Source organism: Stutzerimonas sp. KH-1 (genome assembly GCF_054483855.1).
Genome location: NZ_CM137011.1, coordinates 2,122,186 through 2,139,246 on the forward strand (window position 1 = coordinate 2,122,186; position 17,061 = coordinate 2,139,246).

Annotated in this window: 19 protein-coding genes; 7 read left to right on the forward strand and 12 right to left on the reverse strand. The window is 66.2% G+C overall.

Annotation, left to right across the window (positions count from 1 at the left end; genetic code table 11):
• Positions 1-104: 104 nt before the first annotated feature.
• Together ACX1DW_RS10140 and ACX1DW_RS10145 are read left to right on the forward strand one after the other, a co-directional pair.
• A complete protein-coding gene (locus tag ACX1DW_RS10140; protein ID WP_458993316.1) occupies positions 105-950 on the forward strand; it encodes a sulfurtransferase in 846 nt (281 codons plus the stop codon).
• A gap of 195 nt (positions 951-1,145) precedes the next feature.
• Complete coding sequence (locus tag ACX1DW_RS10145) at positions 1,146-2,435, forward strand: OmpP1/FadL family transporter (protein WP_458993317.1); 1,290 nt, start codon at positions 1,146-1,148, stop codon at positions 2,433-2,435.
• A gap of 48 nt (positions 2,436-2,483) precedes the next feature.
• Here the strand turns inward: ACX1DW_RS10145 and ACX1DW_RS10150 are convergent, their stop codons facing one another.
• Positions 2,484-3,032, reverse strand: a complete 549-nt coding sequence (locus ACX1DW_RS10150) for a glutathione peroxidase (protein WP_110777755.1) — start codon at positions 3,030-3,032, stop codon at positions 2,484-2,486.
• A 155-nt stretch (positions 3,033-3,187) separates the two neighbouring features.
• On the opposite strand from ACX1DW_RS10150, the gene ACX1DW_RS10155 reads away from it, so the two are divergent.
• From ACX1DW_RS10155 to modC, 4 genes are read left to right on the forward strand one after another with little or no spacing between them, the layout of a single operon-like run.
• Positions 3,188-3,994, forward strand: a complete 807-nt coding sequence (locus ACX1DW_RS10155; protein ID WP_161611919.1) for a TOBE domain-containing protein — start codon at positions 3,188-3,190, stop codon at positions 3,992-3,994.
• Positions 3,995-4,004: 10 nt separating this feature from the next.
• Entirely contained in the window at positions 4,005-4,757 is a 753-nt protein-coding gene (gene modA / locus ACX1DW_RS10160) for a molybdate ABC transporter substrate-binding protein (RefSeq protein WP_458993318.1), read from the forward strand.
• Between the two features lie 9 nt (positions 4,758-4,766).
• The gene (gene modB / locus ACX1DW_RS10165) at positions 4,767-5,444 is read left to right on the forward strand and encodes a molybdate ABC transporter permease subunit (RefSeq protein WP_458993319.1); all 678 of its coding nucleotides are present in this window, start codon (positions 4,767-4,769) and stop codon (positions 5,442-5,444) included.
• On the forward strand, positions 5,441-6,538 hold the full coding sequence (modC, locus tag ACX1DW_RS10170; RefSeq protein ID WP_458993320.1) for a molybdenum ABC transporter ATP-binding protein: 1,098 nt from the start codon (positions 5,441-5,443) through the stop codon (positions 6,536-6,538). The genes modB and modC overlap by 4 nt, the downstream gene beginning before the upstream one ends.
• Before the next feature lie 6 nt (positions 6,539-6,544).
• On the opposite strand, the gene ACX1DW_RS10175 is transcribed toward modC, so the two are convergent.
• Entirely contained in the window at positions 6,545-6,949 is a 405-nt protein-coding gene (locus tag ACX1DW_RS10175) for a RidA family protein (protein WP_133456006.1), read from the reverse strand.
• A gap of 131 nt (positions 6,950-7,080) precedes the next feature.
• On the opposite strand from ACX1DW_RS10175, the gene ACX1DW_RS10180 reads away from it, so the two are divergent.
• Positions 7,081-8,016, forward strand: a complete 936-nt coding sequence (locus tag ACX1DW_RS10180; RefSeq protein ID WP_458993321.1) for a LysR family transcriptional regulator — start codon at positions 7,081-7,083, stop codon at positions 8,014-8,016.
• On the opposite strand, the gene ACX1DW_RS10185 is transcribed toward ACX1DW_RS10180, so the two are convergent.
• Genes ACX1DW_RS10185 through ACX1DW_RS10230 form a run of 10 tightly spaced genes read right to left on the reverse strand, consistent with a single transcriptional unit; the run spans position 8,013 to position 16,990 of the window.
• A complete protein-coding gene (locus tag ACX1DW_RS10185; protein ID WP_458993322.1) occupies positions 8,013-8,744 on the reverse strand; it encodes an adenosylcobinamide-GDP ribazoletransferase in 732 nt (243 codons plus the stop codon). The two genes, ACX1DW_RS10180 and ACX1DW_RS10185, sit on opposite strands and share 4 nt — an antisense overlap.
• Before the next feature lie 9 nt (positions 8,745-8,753).
• Positions 8,754-9,332: a histidine phosphatase family protein gene (locus tag ACX1DW_RS10190; RefSeq protein WP_458993323.1), complete on the reverse strand. Its 579-nt coding sequence runs from the start codon at positions 9,330-9,332 to the stop codon at positions 8,754-8,756.
• Entirely contained in the window at positions 9,329-10,378 is a 1,050-nt protein-coding gene (cobT, locus tag ACX1DW_RS10195; protein ID WP_458993324.1) for a nicotinate-nucleotide--dimethylbenzimidazole phosphoribosyltransferase, read from the reverse strand. The genes ACX1DW_RS10190 and cobT overlap by 4 nt, the downstream gene beginning before the upstream one ends.
• A gap of 13 nt (positions 10,379-10,391) precedes the next feature.
• Complete coding sequence (gene cobU, locus ACX1DW_RS10200; RefSeq protein WP_458993325.1) at positions 10,392-10,910, reverse strand: bifunctional adenosylcobinamide kinase/adenosylcobinamide-phosphate guanylyltransferase; 519 nt, start codon at positions 10,908-10,910, stop codon at positions 10,392-10,394.
• A gap of 2 nt (positions 10,911-10,912) precedes the next feature.
• A complete protein-coding gene (locus tag ACX1DW_RS10205) occupies positions 10,913-12,370 on the reverse strand; it encodes a cobyric acid synthase (protein ID WP_458993326.1) in 1,458 nt (485 codons plus the stop codon).
• Positions 12,367-13,356 (reverse strand): threonine-phosphate decarboxylase CobD, encoded by a 990-nt coding sequence (gene cobD / locus ACX1DW_RS10210; RefSeq protein WP_458993327.1) that lies wholly within the window; start codon positions 13,354-13,356, stop codon positions 12,367-12,369. Before cobD ends, ACX1DW_RS10205 begins: the two co-directional genes overlap by 4 nt.
• Positions 13,349-14,260, reverse strand: coding sequence for an adenosylcobinamide-phosphate synthase CbiB (gene cbiB, locus ACX1DW_RS10215; RefSeq protein WP_200599942.1), 912 nt, complete (start codon positions 14,258-14,260; stop codon positions 13,349-13,351). Before cbiB ends, cobD begins: the two co-directional genes overlap by 8 nt.
• On the reverse strand, positions 14,257-15,057 hold the full coding sequence (locus ACX1DW_RS10220; protein ID WP_458993328.1) for a cobalamin-binding protein: 801 nt from the start codon (positions 15,055-15,057) through the stop codon (positions 14,257-14,259). Before ACX1DW_RS10220 ends, cbiB begins: the two co-directional genes overlap by 4 nt.
• Positions 15,054-15,701 carry a 5,6-dimethylbenzimidazole synthase gene (gene bluB, locus ACX1DW_RS10225; RefSeq protein ID WP_458993329.1) on the reverse strand — a complete coding sequence of 216 codons (648 nt, stop codon included), beginning with the start codon at positions 15,699-15,701 and terminating at the stop codon, positions 15,054-15,056. The genes ACX1DW_RS10220 and bluB overlap by 4 nt, the downstream gene beginning before the upstream one ends.
• Positions 15,698-16,990 (reverse strand): cobyrinate a,c-diamide synthase, encoded by a 1,293-nt coding sequence (locus ACX1DW_RS10230; protein ID WP_133456014.1) that lies wholly within the window; start codon positions 16,988-16,990, stop codon positions 15,698-15,700. The genes bluB and ACX1DW_RS10230 overlap by 4 nt, the downstream gene beginning before the upstream one ends.
• Positions 16,991-17,061: the final 71 nt, after the last annotated feature.

Here is a 17,061-nt window from a genome sequence, read left to right on the forward strand (position 1 = left end):
GGCCGAACGAGGCGCGCAGTATATATCGAGCATCCGACCGGCCGGGCATTCATCACCGGGGCGCACGCTGGTAGTGTTTAGCGATGTTTCCCCGGAGGCGCCCGATGCCACTTGCACAACTCATCACAGCCGAACAGCTGGCGCGACACCTGGACGATCCTGCGCTGCGCATTCTCGATTGCCGCTTCGCCCTGGAGGATCCCGCCTACGGCGAGCGCAGCTTCCACCAGGGCCATGTCCCCGGCGCCCGATTCGCCGATCTGGAGAAGGATCTATCCGGCCCGGTCGCTCCTGGCGTAACCGGTCGCCATCCACTGCCGGAACCGGAAGGGCTGGCGGCACGCTTTCGCCAATGGGGCCTCGATGACGACAGCGAAGTGGTGCTGTACGACGACGGCCCCGGCGCCTTTGCCGCGCGGGCATGGTGGCTGCTGCTCTGGCTCGGCAAACGCGACGGCATCTATCTGCTCGACGGCGGCCTCAAGGCGTGGCGCGAAGCCGGTCTACCCATGGACGAAGCAATTCCCGATGGTGAGACCGGCACCTTTAGCGGACGCGCCGACGGCAGCCTGATCATCGACGCCGCCGGCCTTCAGAAGCGCCTGGACGATCCGCAGCTGGCGCTGCTCGACGCTCGCGCCCTGCCCCGCTTTCTCGGCGAAGTCGAACCCATCGACCCCATCGCCGGACACATCCCCAATGCCACCTGCGTGCCGTTTACGGACAACCTTCGCAGCGATGGCCGGTTCCTCCCAATCGACCAGTTGCGCACGCGCTTCGACAGGCTGCTGGACAACAAGCCGCCGCAAAGCGCCGTCGCCTATTGCGGCTCCGGTGTGACCGCCTGCCACAACCTGTTTGCCCTCTGTCTGGCCGGCTACCCGCTGGGGAGGCTCTACCCCGGTTCCTGGAGCGAGTGGATCACCGATGCACAGCGGCCTCGCGCCTGATCCCAGCAGCCACGCGGTGCCAGGGGCGCAGCGTGGCTGACGGGTCACAATGCGCCTCGGCGGTTTTGCCGAAGTTACATTTGTTTTCACGACCGTTAGTCGCCATCTTTACGAAAAATTGCAATTCATTGTCTTGCTACCTGTCGGAGAAAGTTGCTAGGTTCCGACCCGCTTTTATCCCGGAGTAGTACAACAATGAAAACAACATGGTTGAAGACCGCGCTCGCGGTAGCCGTAGGCGCCTTGTCCAGCCAGGCAATGGCCGCCGGTTTTGCCCTCAACGAACAAAGCATCAGCGGCATGGGCACCTCCTTTGCAGGCCGCTCATCTTCCGCCGACGACGCCACCACCCTCTTCGGCAACCCGGCCGGCATGTCCCGCCTCAAGCGTGAGGAAGTCAGCTTCGGTATGGCGGCGATTCATGCGAAGACGGATATCAAGAATACGAGTGCAGCTTCGCCACAAATTCCCGCGCTCGGTGGCGCACGCCTGCCAGTTAATGGCAGCAATGACGGCGACATGGTCCCCTTCACCGCAGTTCCGATGGGGTACTACGTCAAGCCGATCGACGACAAGTGGGCTGTTGGCGTGGGCGTATACGTCCCGTTCGGCCTGATCACCGACTACGAAAGCGGCTTTCAGGGTCGCTATCACGGTGATTACAGCGAAGTACGCGTGATCACGGTGCAGCCAACCGTCAGCTATCGCTTTAACGAAAAGCTCTCTGTCGGCTTTGGCCCCACGATTAACCGTATCGATGGTGAATTGCAGAGCGCAACGATCAGCCCTATCGGGGGAAATGACGGCCGCGTCAAGGTTAAGGGTGACGACACTGCCGTAGGCTTCAATGCGGGCATCCTTTATGAATTCACCCCCCATACCCGCATGGGCCTGACTTATCACTCAAAAGTTGAGTACACGCTTGAGGGCGATACCGAACTCAAAGAAGGCTTCAACCAACTCGGCATCGCTGGAAAGTACGATGCCTCGCTGGACCTGACCACCCCCGAGTCAATTGACCTCTCTGTCACACACGAACTCAACGACCAGTGGACGCTGTACGCTGGCGCCATGCTGACACGCTGGAGCCGCTTCGAAGCAATCGTCATCGAAAATGAAGGACTTCCTTCCGGCCCGCTCAACCCGATCATCGAGGATCAGGAATGGCATGACACCTGGTCCTATGCGCTCGGCACTGCGTACAAGCTGAATCGCGAATGGACGCTGCGTACCGGTTTGGCCTTCGACCAGAGCCCCACCAACAACGTTGATCGTTCGCCGCGCATCCCTTCCGGTGACCGTACTGCGGTGAGTTTCGGCCTGGGCTGGAATCCGACCGAAGATATCACTGTCGATCTCGCCTATTCGTATCTGTGGGAAGAGGATACGAAAGTTCGTCGCGATCACCCCTCCAAGGGCATCTATAACGCGACCTACGAGAATAGCGCCCACGGCTTTGGCGCTGCTCTGAGCTACCGCTTCTGATGTAGCGAAAGCACGAAAAAGCCCCGGTCGTCCGGGGCTTTTTCGTTTCTATCTCTTCAGCGCCTTCTCCACCGCCGCGATCAACTGCGGGTCATCCGGCTTCACCTTGCTGGAGAAATGCGCGACGACACGCCCTTCCCGATCGACCACGTACTTGTAGAAATTCCAACGCGGCGCTGTTCCGGCCTGCTCGGCCAGCTGGCGAAACAACGGCGTCGCATCGCCGCCCCGTACCGGCTGCGTCTGGGTCATGGTGAAGGTCACACCGTAATTCACGTAGCAGACCTCGGCCGTCTCGGCCTCGTCATCGGCCTCCTGGAAGAAGTCATCCGAGGGCACGCCGAGCACCTCCAGGCCGTCGTCCTTGTAACGCTGATAGAGCGCTTCGAGCCCCTTGAACTGCCCGGTAAAGCCGCAATGGCTGGCGGTGTTGACCACCACCAGGGCCTTGCCCTGGAACTGGCCGCACAGATCGACGGTTTCCTTGGAGCGCAGCTTGGGCAGCTCGTGCTGTAGCAATGCCGGGCACTCGTTGGCCAGGGCGGGCGCGGCGGGCATGGCGAGCGTGAGCAGCGTGACGAGTGAGCGAAGCTTCATAGCAGTGCTCCTGAACCGGAAAGGCTCCAACCTACTCCGCCGCCGCTCGGCGAGCAATCGGCAGGTTCGCCCCCATCTACCTCGATAGCGCTATATACAAGACGATATAACGCAATCCACAATGCCGCCCATCAACACGACTCGAAGGCACGTATATGCCCGACGCCCGTCAGCCACTGCGCGTGGATGGCCAACTCTGGTTCAACCGGGGCGAGAAAGGCTATCTCGGCGGCAAGCGCATCGAACTGCTCGAACAAATCGAAGCGACAGGCTCCATCAGCCGAGCGGCCAAGGCCATCAAGCTCAGCTACAAGGCCGCCTGGGATGCGGTGGATGCCATGAACAACCTGTCCGAACGTCCATTGGTGATTTGCTCTGCCGGCGGCGCCCAGGGCGGCGGCACGCGCCTGACCGATTTTGGCCGGGAAATGCTTCACGTCTGGCGGCGCATGCAGACCGAGTACGAGCGCTTCCTCGCCCAGCTGGCCGAGGGCATCGAAGGCTTCGACGACATCGACCGACTGCTGAGGGCCATCGCCATGAAGACCAGCGCGCGCAACCAGTTTCGCGGCCGCATCACGGCCGTCAGCAAAGGCGCCGTCAACGGCAGCCTGAGCCTCGATATCGGTGCCGGCCAAACCATCACCGCCACACTGACCAATGACAGCATCGACGAGCTGCAACTGGCACCGGGCAAGACCGCCATGGCCCTGATCAAGGCCAGCTTCGTGCTGCTCTCCCCCGATCCGGAAGTGAAGATCAGCGCACGCAATCGCCTTACCGGCACCATCAGCGCGCTGCTGCCTGGGGCGGTGAACTGCGAGGTGAAGCTGGCATTGCCTGGCGAACGCACCCTCGGCGCCGTGATTACCAATGAAAGCGCCGAAGAGCTGGGGCTGGCCGTGGGTCAGCCGTGTACCGCGTTGATCAAGGCCTCCCACGTCATCATTGCCATCGATTGAAGGAATACCCATGCACTCGGTCCGTCGTCTATGCGCCGCCCTGCTGTTCTGCCTGCCGCTGACTGCCACCGCCGACGACGTACAGGTCGCGGTCGCTTCCAATTTCACGGCGCCGATGCAGAAGATCGCCGCCGCCTTCGCCCGCGACACCGGCCATCGCGCCGTGCTGGCGTTCGGCGCCACCGGCAAGTTCTATGCGCAGGTCCACAACGGCGCCCCCTTCGACGTACTGCTGTCCGCCGATGACAGTACCCCGCAGCGGCTCGAGCACGACGGCATCGGAATCGCCGGCAGCCGCTTCACCTATGCCATCGGCACCCTGGTGCTGTGGTCGCCTCGCGAGGGGTACGTCGACCCGCAAGGCAAGGTTCTGAGCGACGGCGACTTCCGCCACTTGGCCGTAGCCAATCCCAAAACCGCACCCTACGGCGCTGCGGCGATGGCCACGCTGGACCGCATGGGCCTGCGCGAAAAACTGCGGCCACGCTTCGTGCAGGGCGAGAACATTGCGCAAACCCACCAGTTCGTTGCCAGCGGTAATGCCGAGCTCGGTTTCGTCGCGCTGTCGCAGGTGATCGAAGACGGCCGCATCGGCAAAGGCTCGGGCTGGGTGGTGCCGGCAGACCAGCACGCGCCGATCCGTCAGGACGCGCTGCTGTTGCGCCATGGCGTAGGCAACCCGGCTGCTCAGGCGCTGCTGGCGTACCTCAGAGGCGAGACCGCCAAGGCACTGATCCGTGAATACGGCTACGCAGTGGAGTGAGGCGACGACATGCTCGACGGTAGCGATCTCGCAGCCATCTGGCTGACGCTAAAGCTGGCCAGCGTCACCACCTTGCTGCTGTTGCTGCTGGGCACACCGCTGGCTTGGTGGCTGGCGCGCACCCGTTCTCGACTGCGAGGCCCGATCGGCGCGGTGGTGGCGCTGCCGCTGGTATTGCCGCCTACCGTGCTGGGCTTCTACCTGCTGGTTGCCTTGGGCCCCAACGGCCCGGTAGGCCAGCTGACGCAAAGCCTTGGCCTCGGCTTGCTGCCGTTTACCTTCGCCGGCTTGGTGGTCGGCTCGGTGCTGTACTCGATGCCCTTCGTGGTGCAGCCCTTGCAGAACGCCTTCGAGGCCATCGGCGAGCGCCCGCTGGAAGCCGCCGCCACGTTGCGCGCCGGCCCATGGGACACCTTCTTCAGCGTGGTGCTGCCACTCGCCCGCCCCGGTTTCATCACCGCCAGCATTCTCGGTTTCGCCCATACCGTCGGCGAATTCGGCGTGGTGCTGATGATCGGCGGCAACATTCCGGAGAAGACTCGGGTCGTCTCGGTGCAGATCTACGATCACGTCGAGGCCATGGAGTACGCCCAGGCTCACTGGCTGGCCGGCGGCATGCTGCTGTTTTCTTTCCTCGTGCTGCTGATGCTTTACGGCAGCCGCTTCAGACAGGGGTGGCGCGGATGAGTGGGCTCAGCAATGACAATGCCATCCGCGCGCGCTTTCGCCTGGATTACCCCGATTTCAGCCTCGACGTCGACCTGCAGCTGCCCGGCCGTGGTGTCACCGCGCTGTTCGGCCATTCCGGCTCGGGCAAGACCACCCTGTTGCGCTGCGTCGCCGGGCTGGAACGCTCTGGCCGCGGCGAACTGACCGTCAACGGCGAACACTGGCAGAACAACGCGCAAAACCTGTTCGTGCCACCGCATCGTCGCGCCATCGGCTATGTGTTCCAGGACGCCAACCTGTTCGCGCACCTGTCGGTGCGACGCAATCTGGAATTCGGCATGCGCCGCGTGGCGTCAGCGCAGCGCCGTGTAGCGCTGGATCAGGCGGTAGCGCTGCTGGGCATCGACCATCTGCTCGAGCGCATGCCGGATCGCCTTTCCGGCGGTGAACGCCAGCGCGTCGGCATCGCCCGAGCGCTGCTGACCAGCCCGCGCCTGCTGCTGATGGACGAACCGCTGGCGGCGCTCGACCTCAAGCGCAAGAGCGAGATCCTGCCGTATCTGGAGCGCCTGCACGACGAGCTGGATATCCCCGTGCTCTACGTCAGCCACTCGCCGGACGAAGTGGCGCGGCTGGCCGACCACGTGGTGCTGCTGGAACAGGGTCGCGCCATCGCCCAGGGCGAACTGCGCGAAACCCTGGCTCGGCTTGACCTGCCGACTGCCTTCAGCGAGGACGCCGGCGTGGTGGTGGAAGGCGAGATCGCCAGCCACGACGCCCACTACCACCTCACCCGGCTGGCCTTCCCCGGCGGCGAAGTGCTGGTCTCGCAGCGTCCGGAAGCTCTGGGTCAGCGTCTGCGCTTTCGTGTGCACGCCCGCGACGTGAGCCTGGCGCTGCAGCGCGCCGAAGGCAGCAGCATCACCAATCTCCTGCCGGCGCGGGTCGAGGCCATGGTCGCAGCCGATACGCCGGCGCACGTGCTGGTGCGCCTCGATGCCGGCGGCACGCCGCTGCTGGCGCGGATTACCCGGCGTTCCGCGGATCAGCTGGCGATCACCCCCGGCCAGCAGCTGTGGGCGCAGATCAAGACGGTCGCGCTGCTGGGCTGAGGCGGATCAAGCCTCGGCCGGCTCCGGCAGCTTGGCGATCACCTTGATCTCGAACTGGAAGCCGTAAAGCCAGGTAACCCCGACCGCGGTCAGCGTCGGATGCGGCGCAGCGCCCCAGTATTCGGGCACGACCTTCCAGACCCGCTCGAAGATCGCCTGCGGATCGACCATGAACACGGTGACGTCAATGACGTCGTCGAAGGTGCAGCCTGCCGCTCCGAGAATCGCGTTCAGGTTATCGAAGGCGCGCCGGACCTGCGCCTCCAGCTCCGGTTCGGGCGAGCCGTCCTCGCGGCTGCCGACCTGGCCGGAGACGAACAGCAAGCCATTGGCACGGATGGCCGGGGAATAACGATTGCGCTCGTAGAGCGCCTGACGGCCAGGCGGAAAAACAACGTCACGCGGTGTCATGTGCAACCTCCAGCAAGGGTCGGAGCGACCCGTTGAATGAAGGCCTCACTGTAGAAGGCGCATAGCGCTGGATAAACGCGCCAGGTCGCTCAACACTATTTGCGTAATCCAAACAATCCTCGGGAGTTCAGATGGACCGTTTCGATGCGATGCAGGCCTTCGTTCGCGTGGTGGAGACCGGCAGCTTCACCAAGGCCGCCGAGACCCTGCGCATCAGCAAGACCAGCGTCACCCAGCAGGTCCAGCAACTCGAGGCGCGGCTTCGCGTCAGGCTGCTCAACCGCACCACGCGCAAGGTCAACGTGACCGCCGACGGTGCCGCCTATTACGAGCGAGCCCTGCGCCTGCTGGCCGATCTGGACGACGCCGAAACCAGCCTGTCCGCCGCCGCTGCAGTACCCCGGGGACGCTTGCGCGTGGACGTCCCCAGCCCACTGGCGCGGATGATCCTGATTCCGGCATTGCCGGACTTTTATGCGAAGTATCCGGACATCCAGCTGGACATGGGCGTCAGCGACCGGCGGGTGGACCTGATTGGGGAGAACGTGGACTGCGTCGTACGCGGTGGGGAAATCACCGACCAATCATTGATCGCCCGCCACGTCGGCGACCTACGCCTTGGCGTCTACGCGGCCCCTGGCTACCTCGAACGCGCCGGCGTGCCGACATATCCGAGCGAGCTGGAAAACAGCCACCACCGTGTCGTCGGTTTTCTCTGGGCACGCACCGGCAAACCGACGGCGTACGTCATGCAGCGACAGGACGAGCAGGTTCAGGTGCACGGCCGCTATGCGCTTGCCGTGGACGACGGCAATGCCTGCCTGGCCGCAGGGCTGGCCGGGCTGGGCATTATTTGGCTGCCGGAGTATATGGTCAGAAAGCACCTGGCCAACGGCGAGCTGTTGCCACTGCTGGAAGACTGGCGGCTCGATGAAATGCCGCTGTACCTGGCATTCCCGCCGAATCGACACGTCAGCGCCAAGCTGCGCGTGTTCATCGATTGGGTCATTGAACTGATGGCCCAGCATGCGCCCGTGCTCGACCGTCGACCGGTGGACGACCGCTAGAGCTGCAGCGCCAGCCCTACCAATACCGTGCATTCCACCAGCTCCAGCAGCGCGCCGGCGGTATCGCCGGTTGTGCCGCCGAGTCGGCGCAACATGGCGCGACGCGCCAACAGGAACGTCACCGCGGCCAACAACAGGGCGATCAGCCCGCTGCTGCCGAACAGCAAACAACCCACCGCGACCAGCGCCAGTACGCCCCTCGCCTCGCCATGCGGCAGATTCGCTGCCAGCGCATGACCAAGTCCGTTGGGCCGCACATACGGCGTCAAGAGAAACAGCGCTGGCAGCGCGGCCCGCCCCAGCACCGGCGCCAGCAACAGTGCGGAGTACTGTTGCGCCTGGAGCAACGCCAACAGCGCGCTGAACTTGAGCAATAGCAGAAGCACCAGGACCACCACGGCGACCGGCCCGCTGCGCGGGTCCTTCATGATCTGCAGCGTTCGCTCGCGGTCGCCGAAGCCCCCCAGCCAGGCGTCGGCGCTGTCGGCCAGGCCATCGAGGTGCAGGCCGCCGGTCAGCGCAACCCAGAGGGTGAGGAGCAAGGCCGCCTGTAACAGCGGTGCAGCCCCACCCAGCACAAACGCGGCCAGACAGAGCAACGCGCCGAGCAACAGACCAACCACCGGGTAATACAGCAACGAACGCCCCTGCTGCTCGGGCTCCGGCATTGCCGACAAGCGGATCGGCAAGCTGGTGAGAAATTGCAGGGCGATCAATAGCGGCAGCATCGGCAGGTCCTATACCTCGACGGCGGCCGGTTCGCCCGCCGGAGAAGCGTCGAGCGCCAGCAGTTCGCCGTGGGCCACGACCACCTCCAGCAGCCGCTCCCGTGGCAAGCCCCGCGCACGCGCCAGAAGCAGGCGCATCACGCCGGCATGACAGATGACCAACAGTCGTTGGCCGGCAAAGCGCTGCCTAAGACAGTCGATGGCCGCCAGCACGCGCGCCTCGAACTGCACCAGCGGCTCGCCACCAGGTGGCGTAAAACCGTAGGGATCGGCCCAGAACAGGCCGAGCGACTCGGCACTGTCCTGCATCAGCTCGGCGGCGTTACGGCCTTCCCAGTCGCCAAAATGCAGCTCGCGCAGGTCCGGCTCCAGCTGCAACGGCAAACCCTGCTGCGCGGCCAGCTCCCGCGCGAAGGCGGAACAGCGCTGCAGCGGCGAGCTGACCAGCACGTCCCAGGGACCGGCGCCAGCAACCGCATCGCGCATCTGCTGCCAGCCACGCTCAGTCAGCGCATCGTCGAGGCTGCCGCGAAAGCCACCGCCCCGCTCGGTCTCGCCATGGCGCAGCAGATCGATGCGCGTGATCATGCAGTTCGGTCCGACACTGCAGCTTCAGCGAACGTCGCCATGTCGTTGTGCAGCGCACAGGCCTGCTGCAACAGGGGCACCGCCAGCGCCGCACCACTGCCCTCCCCCAGGCGCAAGCCGAGATCGAGCAGCGGCACGGCGCCAAGTGCTTCCAGCACCGCCAGATGACCGGGCTCGGCAGAACGATGGGCGAAGATCAACCAAGGCCGCGACGCCGGGTTCAGCCGCACCGCACAGAGCGCGGCAGCGCTGCAGATAAAGCCGTCGACCAGCACCGCAATACCCAGCTGCGCGCAGCGCAGATAGGCACCCGCCAGCGCCGCGATCTCGAAACCACCCAGTCGGCGCAGCGCTTCCAGCGGCGCGACGCAATGCTCGGCGTGCAACCGAACCGCGTTCTGGATCACCTGAATCTTGTGGCGAATGCCAGCCAGATCGAGCCCGGTGCCCGGCCCGACCAGGGTCAACGGCGAGCGCGGCAGCAGTATGGCAGCCAAGGCGCTGGCGCTGGTGGTATTGCCGATGCCCATTTCGCCGCCGATGAATAGCTGGGCAGAACCTTGCGCGGCGCGCTGCGCACTGTCGCGGCCGGCCGCCAGGGCTTGGCGTAACTGCTCGTCGCTCATCGCCGCTTCGCGAGCCAGGTTCGCCGTGCCAGGGCCAAGCCGCAAATGGCTTACGCCCTCCAGTTGCAGCGGCTCCACGGTACCCAGGTCGATCACCTCCAGCGGCGCGCCCAGGCGCTTCGACAACACGCTGAGCGCCGCCCCGCCGCCGACGAAATTGCGCAGCATCTGCCCGGTCACCGACTGCGGATAGGCCGAAATACCCTCCTGCACCACGCCGTGATCGCCAGCGAACACGCTGACATGCAGGCGCTCGACCTGCGGCCGCTCGCTACCCTGCATGGCGGCCAGCGCCACCGCCAGGGCTTCGAGCTGGCCGAGCGCACCACGTGGCTTGGTCAACTGGTCCTGGCGCGCCAATGCCTGGGCGCGCACGGATTCATCCAGCATGCGGCATGGCTCGTTCCACCAATCCTGCATCAATGCGCTTCCTTCAATGTGCGTCCTTCAATGTCATGGGCAGCCCGGCGACCATAAAGGTCACCCGCTGCGTCCGTTCCGCCACGGCCTGGTGCAGCCAGCCGGCCTCGTCGACATAGCGACGGGTAAGCTCGCCCAGCGGCACCACGCCGAGGCCGGTCTCGTTGCTGACCAGCAGGATCCGCCCCGGCAACCCGTCCAGGCACTCGAGCAGGGCATCGCGTTCCTCGGCGAGGCGCACCGCATCGTCCAGCATCAGCAGGTTGGTGAGCCAGAGGGTCAGGCAGTCGATCAGCAGGCAGCGCCCTGCGGCAGCCTGCTCGCGCAGCACCCGTGCCAGTTGCAGGGGTTCTTCGACCAGTGCCCAGTGCGCCGGGCGCCGCTCACGGTGATGGGCGATACGCGCGGTCATCTCGTCGTCCAGCGGCTGGCTGGTGGCTATATAGGTAACCGCCAGGCCGCTACCGGCAGCCAGACGCTCGGCAAAGCGGCTCTTGCCCGAGCGGGCACCGCCAAGAATAAGTTCCAGCACCTTCAGCCTCCCAGCCCGCAGAGCGCGCGTAACCGCGCTGTATCCAGATGCGTCTCGACCAGGTCGGCGAGGCGCTCGATGTCGCGCTCGCGCAAACCGTGGTAATCGACGGTTTGCACCACCTCGAGGCCCACCCAGCGCAGCAGCGCGGCACAGGCCTCGGGCCCTTCGAACAGGCCATGCAGATAGGTGCCGAGAATCTGGCCGTCGTCGCTGATGGCGCCGTCGCCGCGCCCGTCATCCAGCCGCACGGCTGGCTGCTCGAGGGCCGGGCCACTGCTGACGCCGGCATGGATCTCGTAGCCGGTGACTGGCACGCCTTCCGGCAGCAACCGGCCCTGCACGTTACGCAGCTGCTTGTCGGCTTCGAGTACAGTGGCGAAGTCCAGCAGCCCAAGCGCCTCGCTCTCCCCCGCCGGACCTTCCAGCCCGAGCGGATCGGCAATGCGCATGCCGAGCATCTGCAGGCCGCCGCAGATGCCCAGCAATTTGCCGCCGTAGCGCAGGTGCTTCCGGATCGCCGCTTCCCAGCCGTTGGCGCGCAGCCAGGCAAGGTCGGCACGAACGCTTTTCGAACCGGGCAGGATGATCAGATCGGCAGCCGGGATCGCTTGCCCGGGGCCGACGAATTGCAGGTCGACCTGCGGGTGCAGGCGCAACGGGTCGAAGTCGGTGTGGTTGCTGATGCGCGGCAATGCTGGCACCACCACCTTCAGCGTCTCGCCGGCCTTGCCGGACTGGCGCACGTCGATGGCATCCTCGGCTTCCAGATGGAAATCCATCAGGTATGGCAGCACGCCCAGCACCGACTTGCCGGTGCGCTGTTCCAGCCAGTCGAGGCCGGGCTGCAACAGCGCGATATCGCCGCGGAAGCGGTTGATGACGAAGCCCTGCACCCGCGCCTGCTCGCTTTCGGAGAGCAACGCCAGGGTGCCGACCAGATGGGCGAACACGCCACCCTTGTCGATATCGGCGATCAGGATCACCGGGCAGTCCACCGCCTCGGCGAAGCCCATGTTGGCGATGTCGCCGGCGCGCAGATTGATCTCCGCAGGCGAGCCTGCGCCCTCGACCATCACCACACGATACGCCGCTGACAGCCGCCGGTGCGAGTCGAGCACCGCCTGCATCGCCATGCGCTTGTAGTCGTGGTAGGCAACGGCATCCATGCTGGTGACTGCGCGGCCGTGGATGATCACCTGGGCACCGATGTCGCTGTTGGGCTTCAGGAGCACCGGGTTCATGTCGGTGTGCGGCGTAAGGTTCGCCGCCTGCGCCTGTACGGCCTGAGCCCTGCCGATTTCGCCGCCATCTGCAGTCACCGCGCTGTTGAGCGCCATGTTCTGCGGCTTGAACGGCACCACCGCGACACCCTGGCGCGCCAGCCAGCGGCACAGCGCAGTCACCAGCGTGCTCTTGCCGGCGTCCGAGGTGGTGCCCTGCACCATCAGCGTGGTCATAGATGTTGCTCCCTGAAGGATTGCAGTGCCTGCTCCAGGCGCGCCCAGCCGACATCGGTCGGCAGGCCGAAGCGAACGCTGGAAGGCTGCGCGAAAAGCCGGGTGAGAATGCCGCGACGGGCGAGAAAGTCATGCAAGAGCGCGGCGTCGGCGCTGACCCGCCACTGGAACAGTGCGCAGCCACCGAGCGGCGCCAGCTCGTGGCGCCGCAGCAGATCAACCAGGCGCTGGCCGTCGCAGTGCAGGCATTCGCGCTGGCGCTGTTGAGCGGACTGATCGGCCAGCAGCTCGGCAGCGAGCTGCCGGGTCGGGCCATTCACCGTCCAGGGGCCGAGCAGCCTGGCGAGGGAACGCAACAGGCCGGCATGAGCCAGCACGAAGCCCAGTCGCGCGCCAGCCAGGCCGAAGAACTTGCCGAACGAGCGCAGCACGACCAGTCCCGGCAGGTGGCTGTGCGCGGCCAGGCTGTGCTCGGGCGTGCAGTCCATGAACGCCTCATCCACCACCAGCCAACCGCCGTACGCCGCCAGATCGCTGCGCCATTCCAGCAGACGCTGCGGCGCGATCATCTGGCCGGTGGGATTGTTCGGGTTGACCACCACCAGCACGTCGAGCTGATCCAGCGCGCGCGGCACGCTGGCCTCGCAGAGCTCGACGACCCGATGGCCGAGGCGGCGCCAGGCCTCGGCGTGCTCGGCGTAACAGGGCGACACGATGCCGACCCGCGCCAGCCCGCGCAGACGCGGCAAGGCCTGAATGGCACTCTGCGAACCAGCCACCGGCATAACCGCGCGCGCGCCGTAGTACTGCCGCGCCGCCGCTTCCAGGCCATCGTCGGGCTCCGGCAGACGTGCCCAGGCGCAGCTGGAAATGCTCGGCAACGGCGGATGATAGGGGGCGATACCGGTGGAAAGGTCGAGCCAATCCGACAGCGGAATGCCGTAGCGCTGCGCAGCTGCGCGCAGACGACCACCGTGCTCAAGCATAGAGCCAGCCACCGAACAGCAGCGCCAGCAGCCAGACACCGACGCCACCCCAGACCAGATCCAGCGCATGCTCGATATGCCGCGCCTGTGGCGCCTTGCCTCGCCCCAACTCGGGTCGCGCATGCACCTCACCGTGATAGATGGCGGCGCCACCCAACACCACGCCCAACGCTCCGGCGCCTGAGGCCATGACCGGACCGGCGTTGGGGCTGTCCCACAAGGGCGCCTGGGTGCGCCAGCAACGCAGTGCGCGGCGGGTGCGCCCGAGCAATGCGTAGGTCAGCGCGACCAGCCGTGCCGGCAAATAGTTGAGCACGTCGTCGATGCGTGCGGCGGCCCAGCCAAAGCGCTCGAAGCGCGTGTTGCGATAGCCCCACATGGCGTCCAGCGTGTTGCTCAGGCGATACAGAACCACACCCGGCACGCCCGCGACGATGAACCAGAACAGCGCAGCGAACACCGCATCGCTGCCGTTCTCCAGCACCGACTCGGTGGCCGCGCGGGCCACGCCCTCTTCGTCCAGTTGCGTGGTGTCGCGGCTGACGATCCAGCCGACGCGGCGGCGTGCCTCGGGAAGGTCATGCCGCCACAGCGCCTGCGCCACCGGCAGTGCATGCTCGCCGAGGCTGCGCAGGCCCAGGGCCAGATAGAGCAGCGCGATCTCCACCAGCCAGCCGATGCCCGGCAACAGGCTGAGCAGCCAGGCCAGCACGGTCAGCGGCAGCACCGCCAGGCACCAGGCGGTCACCCCGTGGCTGCGCCAGCCGCGCGCTGCAGCCCCGTTGAAATGCTGTTCCAGGCGATCGGCCAGGCGACCGAAGGCCACCAGAGGATGCGCCCGCTTCGGTTCGCCGAGCAACGCATCCAGCAGCAGCGCCGCGCTGACGGTGAGGAACAGACTCACTCGGCCCTCTGCGCGCAGGCACTGATCAGCGCATGCAGCTGGCGCACGCCATCGGTCAGCACCGCCGGGCCGGGGTTGAGGATGTCCGGCGACTTGATCTCGTGCAGCTGGCCCGTGCGCACCGCTGGAATCGCCTGCCAGCCTGGCCGGGCCGCCACCTGCTCCGGCCGGAAGCGGCGGCCGCACCAGGAACCGATGATCAGCTCCGGCGCGCGGCGCACCACTTCCTGCGGGTCCTCGATGATGCGTTGCTTGGCGCGCTTGAACGACGCCAGCTCGGCGAAGCAGTCCTCGCCACCGGCCAGTTCGATCAGCTCGCTGACCCAGGCGATGCCCGAAATCAGCGGGTCGTTCCATTCCTCGAAATACACTCGTGGCCGGCGCGGCAAGGCTGCGGCACTGGCGCGGATGGCATCCAGCCCCGCCTGCAGCTCGGCGATCAGCGCCCGCGCACGCTCGCCGGCATGCACCAGCGCACCAAGGGTCTCGATCATGCGCAGGATGCCGGCGATATTGCGCTGGTTGAACAGGTGCACTTCCAGCCCTTCGCGCGCCAGCTCGGCGAGCATGTCGCCCTGCAGGTCGCTGTAGCCGAGCACCAGGTCCGGCTCGAGGGCCAAAATCTGCTCGTGTTTGACGCTGGTGAAGCCGCTGACCTTGGGCTTCTCCTTGCGCGCCTGCGGCGGGCGCACGGTGAAGCCGGAGATGCCGACGATGCGCGCCTGCTCGCCCAGCAGGTAAAGCGTTTCGCAGGTCTCGGTGGACAGGCAGACGATGCGCTGCGGCCCCTTGCTCATTTCGCCTCCCAGGCATTCTCGAAAACCAGTTCGTGCAGCGGTCGCGGCGTGGTCCAGCCTTCCAGTGCCAGCATCGGTGCCGGGTAGAACTCCTGCACCGGCCCGAGGCAGAGGATCGCCACCGGCTTGGCACCGTCCGGCATACCGAGCAAGGCGGCCAGCGCGGCGGGATCGAACAGTGACACCCAGCCCATCCCCAGGCCTTCCGCCCGCGCCGCGAGCCAGAGATTCTGGATCGCGCAGGCCAGCGACGCGAGGTCCATCTCCGGCAGCGTGCGGCGGCCGAAGATATGTTGCTCGCGGCCATCCATCAACGCGGCAACCAGCAGCTCGGCACAATCCTCGATACCCTCGACCTTGAGCCGCATGAACTCGGCGGAACGCTCGCCGAGCGCCTGGGCCGTGCGCCGGCGTTCCTCGTCGACCAGAGCGGCGATGGCCGTGCGCAACTCGGCGCGGGTGATGCGGATAAAGCGCCACGGCTGCATCAGGCCAACGCTGGGTGCCTGGTGCGCCGCGTTGAGCAGTCTCGACAGCAGCTCCGGTGCAACCTCACCGCCGGCGAAATGGCGCATGTCGCGACGCTCGCCGATGGCGCGATAGACCGCCGCGCGCTCCTGCGGGCTGAAGGCATGCACGCTCATGGCCGGAACAGCGCCGCGGCAGCTGCCGGATCGGACGGCAGGTACAGGTGGATGTAGGACGCCGTCAGCCGGCCCCGGCGGTAGACCGCTTCGGCGGTGCGCTTGTAGTTCGGGCACTCGCCGCGAGCCAGCGGCTCGAGTGGCGACTCCAGCGCCGAATGATGGAAGGTGTGCCCGCGCAGCCGCCCTTCCGGCAGCTCCACTTCCTGCAGCGCCAATGCCGTCAGACGCTTCTGCATGCGCGCCTCGCCGGGCAGCAGGCCGAGCATCTGCGCGCGCTCGTCGCCGCGATCGGTCAGCCCGTCGAGCAGGTAGAGCATGCCGCCGCACTCGGCGAGGATCGGCTTGCCCGCTTCATGATGCGCACGGATCGCCTCGGCCATGGCGCGGTTGCGCGACAGACCGCGCAGGTGCAGCTCGGGATAACCGCCCGGTAGATAGAGACTGTCCACGGCCGGCAAGCGAGCAAAGCGCAGCGGCGAGAAAAACAGCAACTCGGCACCCAACGCCTGCAGCAGGTCGAGATTGGCCTGATAGAGAAAGGCAAAGGCCGCATCGCGTGCGACGCCGATGCGTACACCCGCCAGCAGCGGTTCGAGCGGCGCACTGGCCGGCGCGGCGAAAGTGACCGGGGCAGGCAACTCGGTGTCCGCACTGAGTGCCAGAGCATCGGCGGCGGCATCCAGACGGGCGTCCAGATCAGCCAGCTCCTCGGCTTGTACCAGCCCCAGGTGCCGACTGGGCAGCTCCACCTCGACACTGCGCGGCAGGGCGCCGTACCAGCGGATCGACTCCGACAGGCTGTCACGCAGAATCTCGCCATGCCGGGCGCTGCCGACCCGATTGGCCAGCACGCCGTCGAACGGCAGGTCCGGCTGGAAGCTGCTCAGCCCGTGCGCCATGGCGCCGAAGGTCTGCGCCATGGCCGAGCCGTCGATGACCGCCAGCACCGGCACGCCGAAGCGCCGCGCCAGATCGGCCGCCGAGGGCGCGCCATCGAACAGACCCATCACGCCCTCGATCAAGATCAGGTCGGCCTCGCCCGCCGCTTCCCAGAGCAGGCGTCGCGACTCCTCTTCGCCGACCATCCACAGGTCGAGCTGATAGACCGGCTTGCCACTGGCACGCGCGAGGATCATCGGGTCGAGAAAGTCCGGCCCGCACTTGAACACCCGCACGCGCTTGCCCTGCCGCGCATGCAACCGGGCCAGAGCCGCGGTGACGGTGGTCTTGCCCTGGCCGGAGGCCGGCGCGGCGATCAACAGCGCCGGGCAGTTTCTACTGGTCATTGCGACCTCCCTTCGCCATTTCGCACAGGCAGGCGCCGTAGGGTGGATGACGCTTCACCCATCCACCCTCA

What these genes read in the sequence shown, in the direction of transcription:
- ACX1DW_RS10140 (WP_458993316.1), top strand. Translation starts at nt 105, where the DNA reads ATGCCACTTGCACAACTCATCACAGCCGAACAGCTGGCGCGACACCTG.
- ACX1DW_RS10145 (WP_458993317.1), top strand. Translation starts at nt 1,146, where the DNA reads ATGAAAACAACATGGTTGAAGACCGCGCTCGCGGTAGCCGTAGGCGCC.
- ACX1DW_RS10150 (WP_110777755.1), bottom strand. Translation starts at nt 3,032, where the DNA reads ATGAAGCTTCGCTCACTCGTCACGCTGCTCACGCTCGCCATGCCCGCC.
- ACX1DW_RS10155 (WP_161611919.1), top strand. Translation starts at nt 3,188, where the DNA reads ATGCCCGACGCCCGTCAGCCACTGCGCGTGGATGGCCAACTCTGGTTC.
- modA (WP_458993318.1), top strand. Translation starts at nt 4,005, where the DNA reads ATGCACTCGGTCCGTCGTCTATGCGCCGCCCTGCTGTTCTGCCTGCCG.
- modB (WP_458993319.1), top strand. Translation starts at nt 4,767, where the DNA reads ATGCTCGACGGTAGCGATCTCGCAGCCATCTGGCTGACGCTAAAGCTG.
- modC (WP_458993320.1), top strand. Translation starts at nt 5,441, where the DNA reads ATGAGTGGGCTCAGCAATGACAATGCCATCCGCGCGCGCTTTCGCCTG.
- ACX1DW_RS10175 (WP_133456006.1), bottom strand. Translation starts at nt 6,949, where the DNA reads ATGACACCGCGTGACGTTGTTTTTCCGCCTGGCCGTCAGGCGCTCTAC.
- ACX1DW_RS10180 (WP_458993321.1), top strand. Translation starts at nt 7,081, where the DNA reads ATGGACCGTTTCGATGCGATGCAGGCCTTCGTTCGCGTGGTGGAGACC.
- ACX1DW_RS10185 (WP_458993322.1), bottom strand. Translation starts at nt 8,744, where the DNA reads ATGCTGCCGCTATTGATCGCCCTGCAATTTCTCACCAGCTTGCCGATC.
- ACX1DW_RS10190 (WP_458993323.1), bottom strand. Translation starts at nt 9,332, where the DNA reads ATGATCACGCGCATCGATCTGCTGCGCCATGGCGAGACCGAGCGGGGC.
- cobT (WP_458993324.1), bottom strand. Translation starts at nt 10,378, where the DNA reads ATGCAGGATTGGTGGAACGAGCCATGCCGCATGCTGGATGAATCCGTG.
- ACX1DW_RS10205 (WP_458993326.1), bottom strand. Translation starts at nt 12,370, where the DNA reads ATGACCACGCTGATGGTGCAGGGCACCACCTCGGACGCCGGCAAGAGC.
- cobD (WP_458993327.1), bottom strand. Translation starts at nt 13,356, where the DNA reads ATGCTTGAGCACGGTGGTCGTCTGCGCGCAGCTGCGCAGCGCTACGGC.
- ACX1DW_RS10220 (WP_458993328.1), bottom strand. Translation starts at nt 15,057, where the DNA reads ATGAGCAAGGGGCCGCAGCGCATCGTCTGCCTGTCCACCGAGACCTGC.
- bluB (WP_458993329.1), bottom strand. Translation starts at nt 15,701, where the DNA reads ATGAGCGTGCATGCCTTCAGCCCGCAGGAGCGCGCGGCGGTCTATCGC.
- ACX1DW_RS10230 (WP_133456014.1), bottom strand. Translation starts at nt 16,990, where the DNA reads ATGACCAGTAGAAACTGCCCGGCGCTGTTGATCGCCGCGCCGGCCTCC.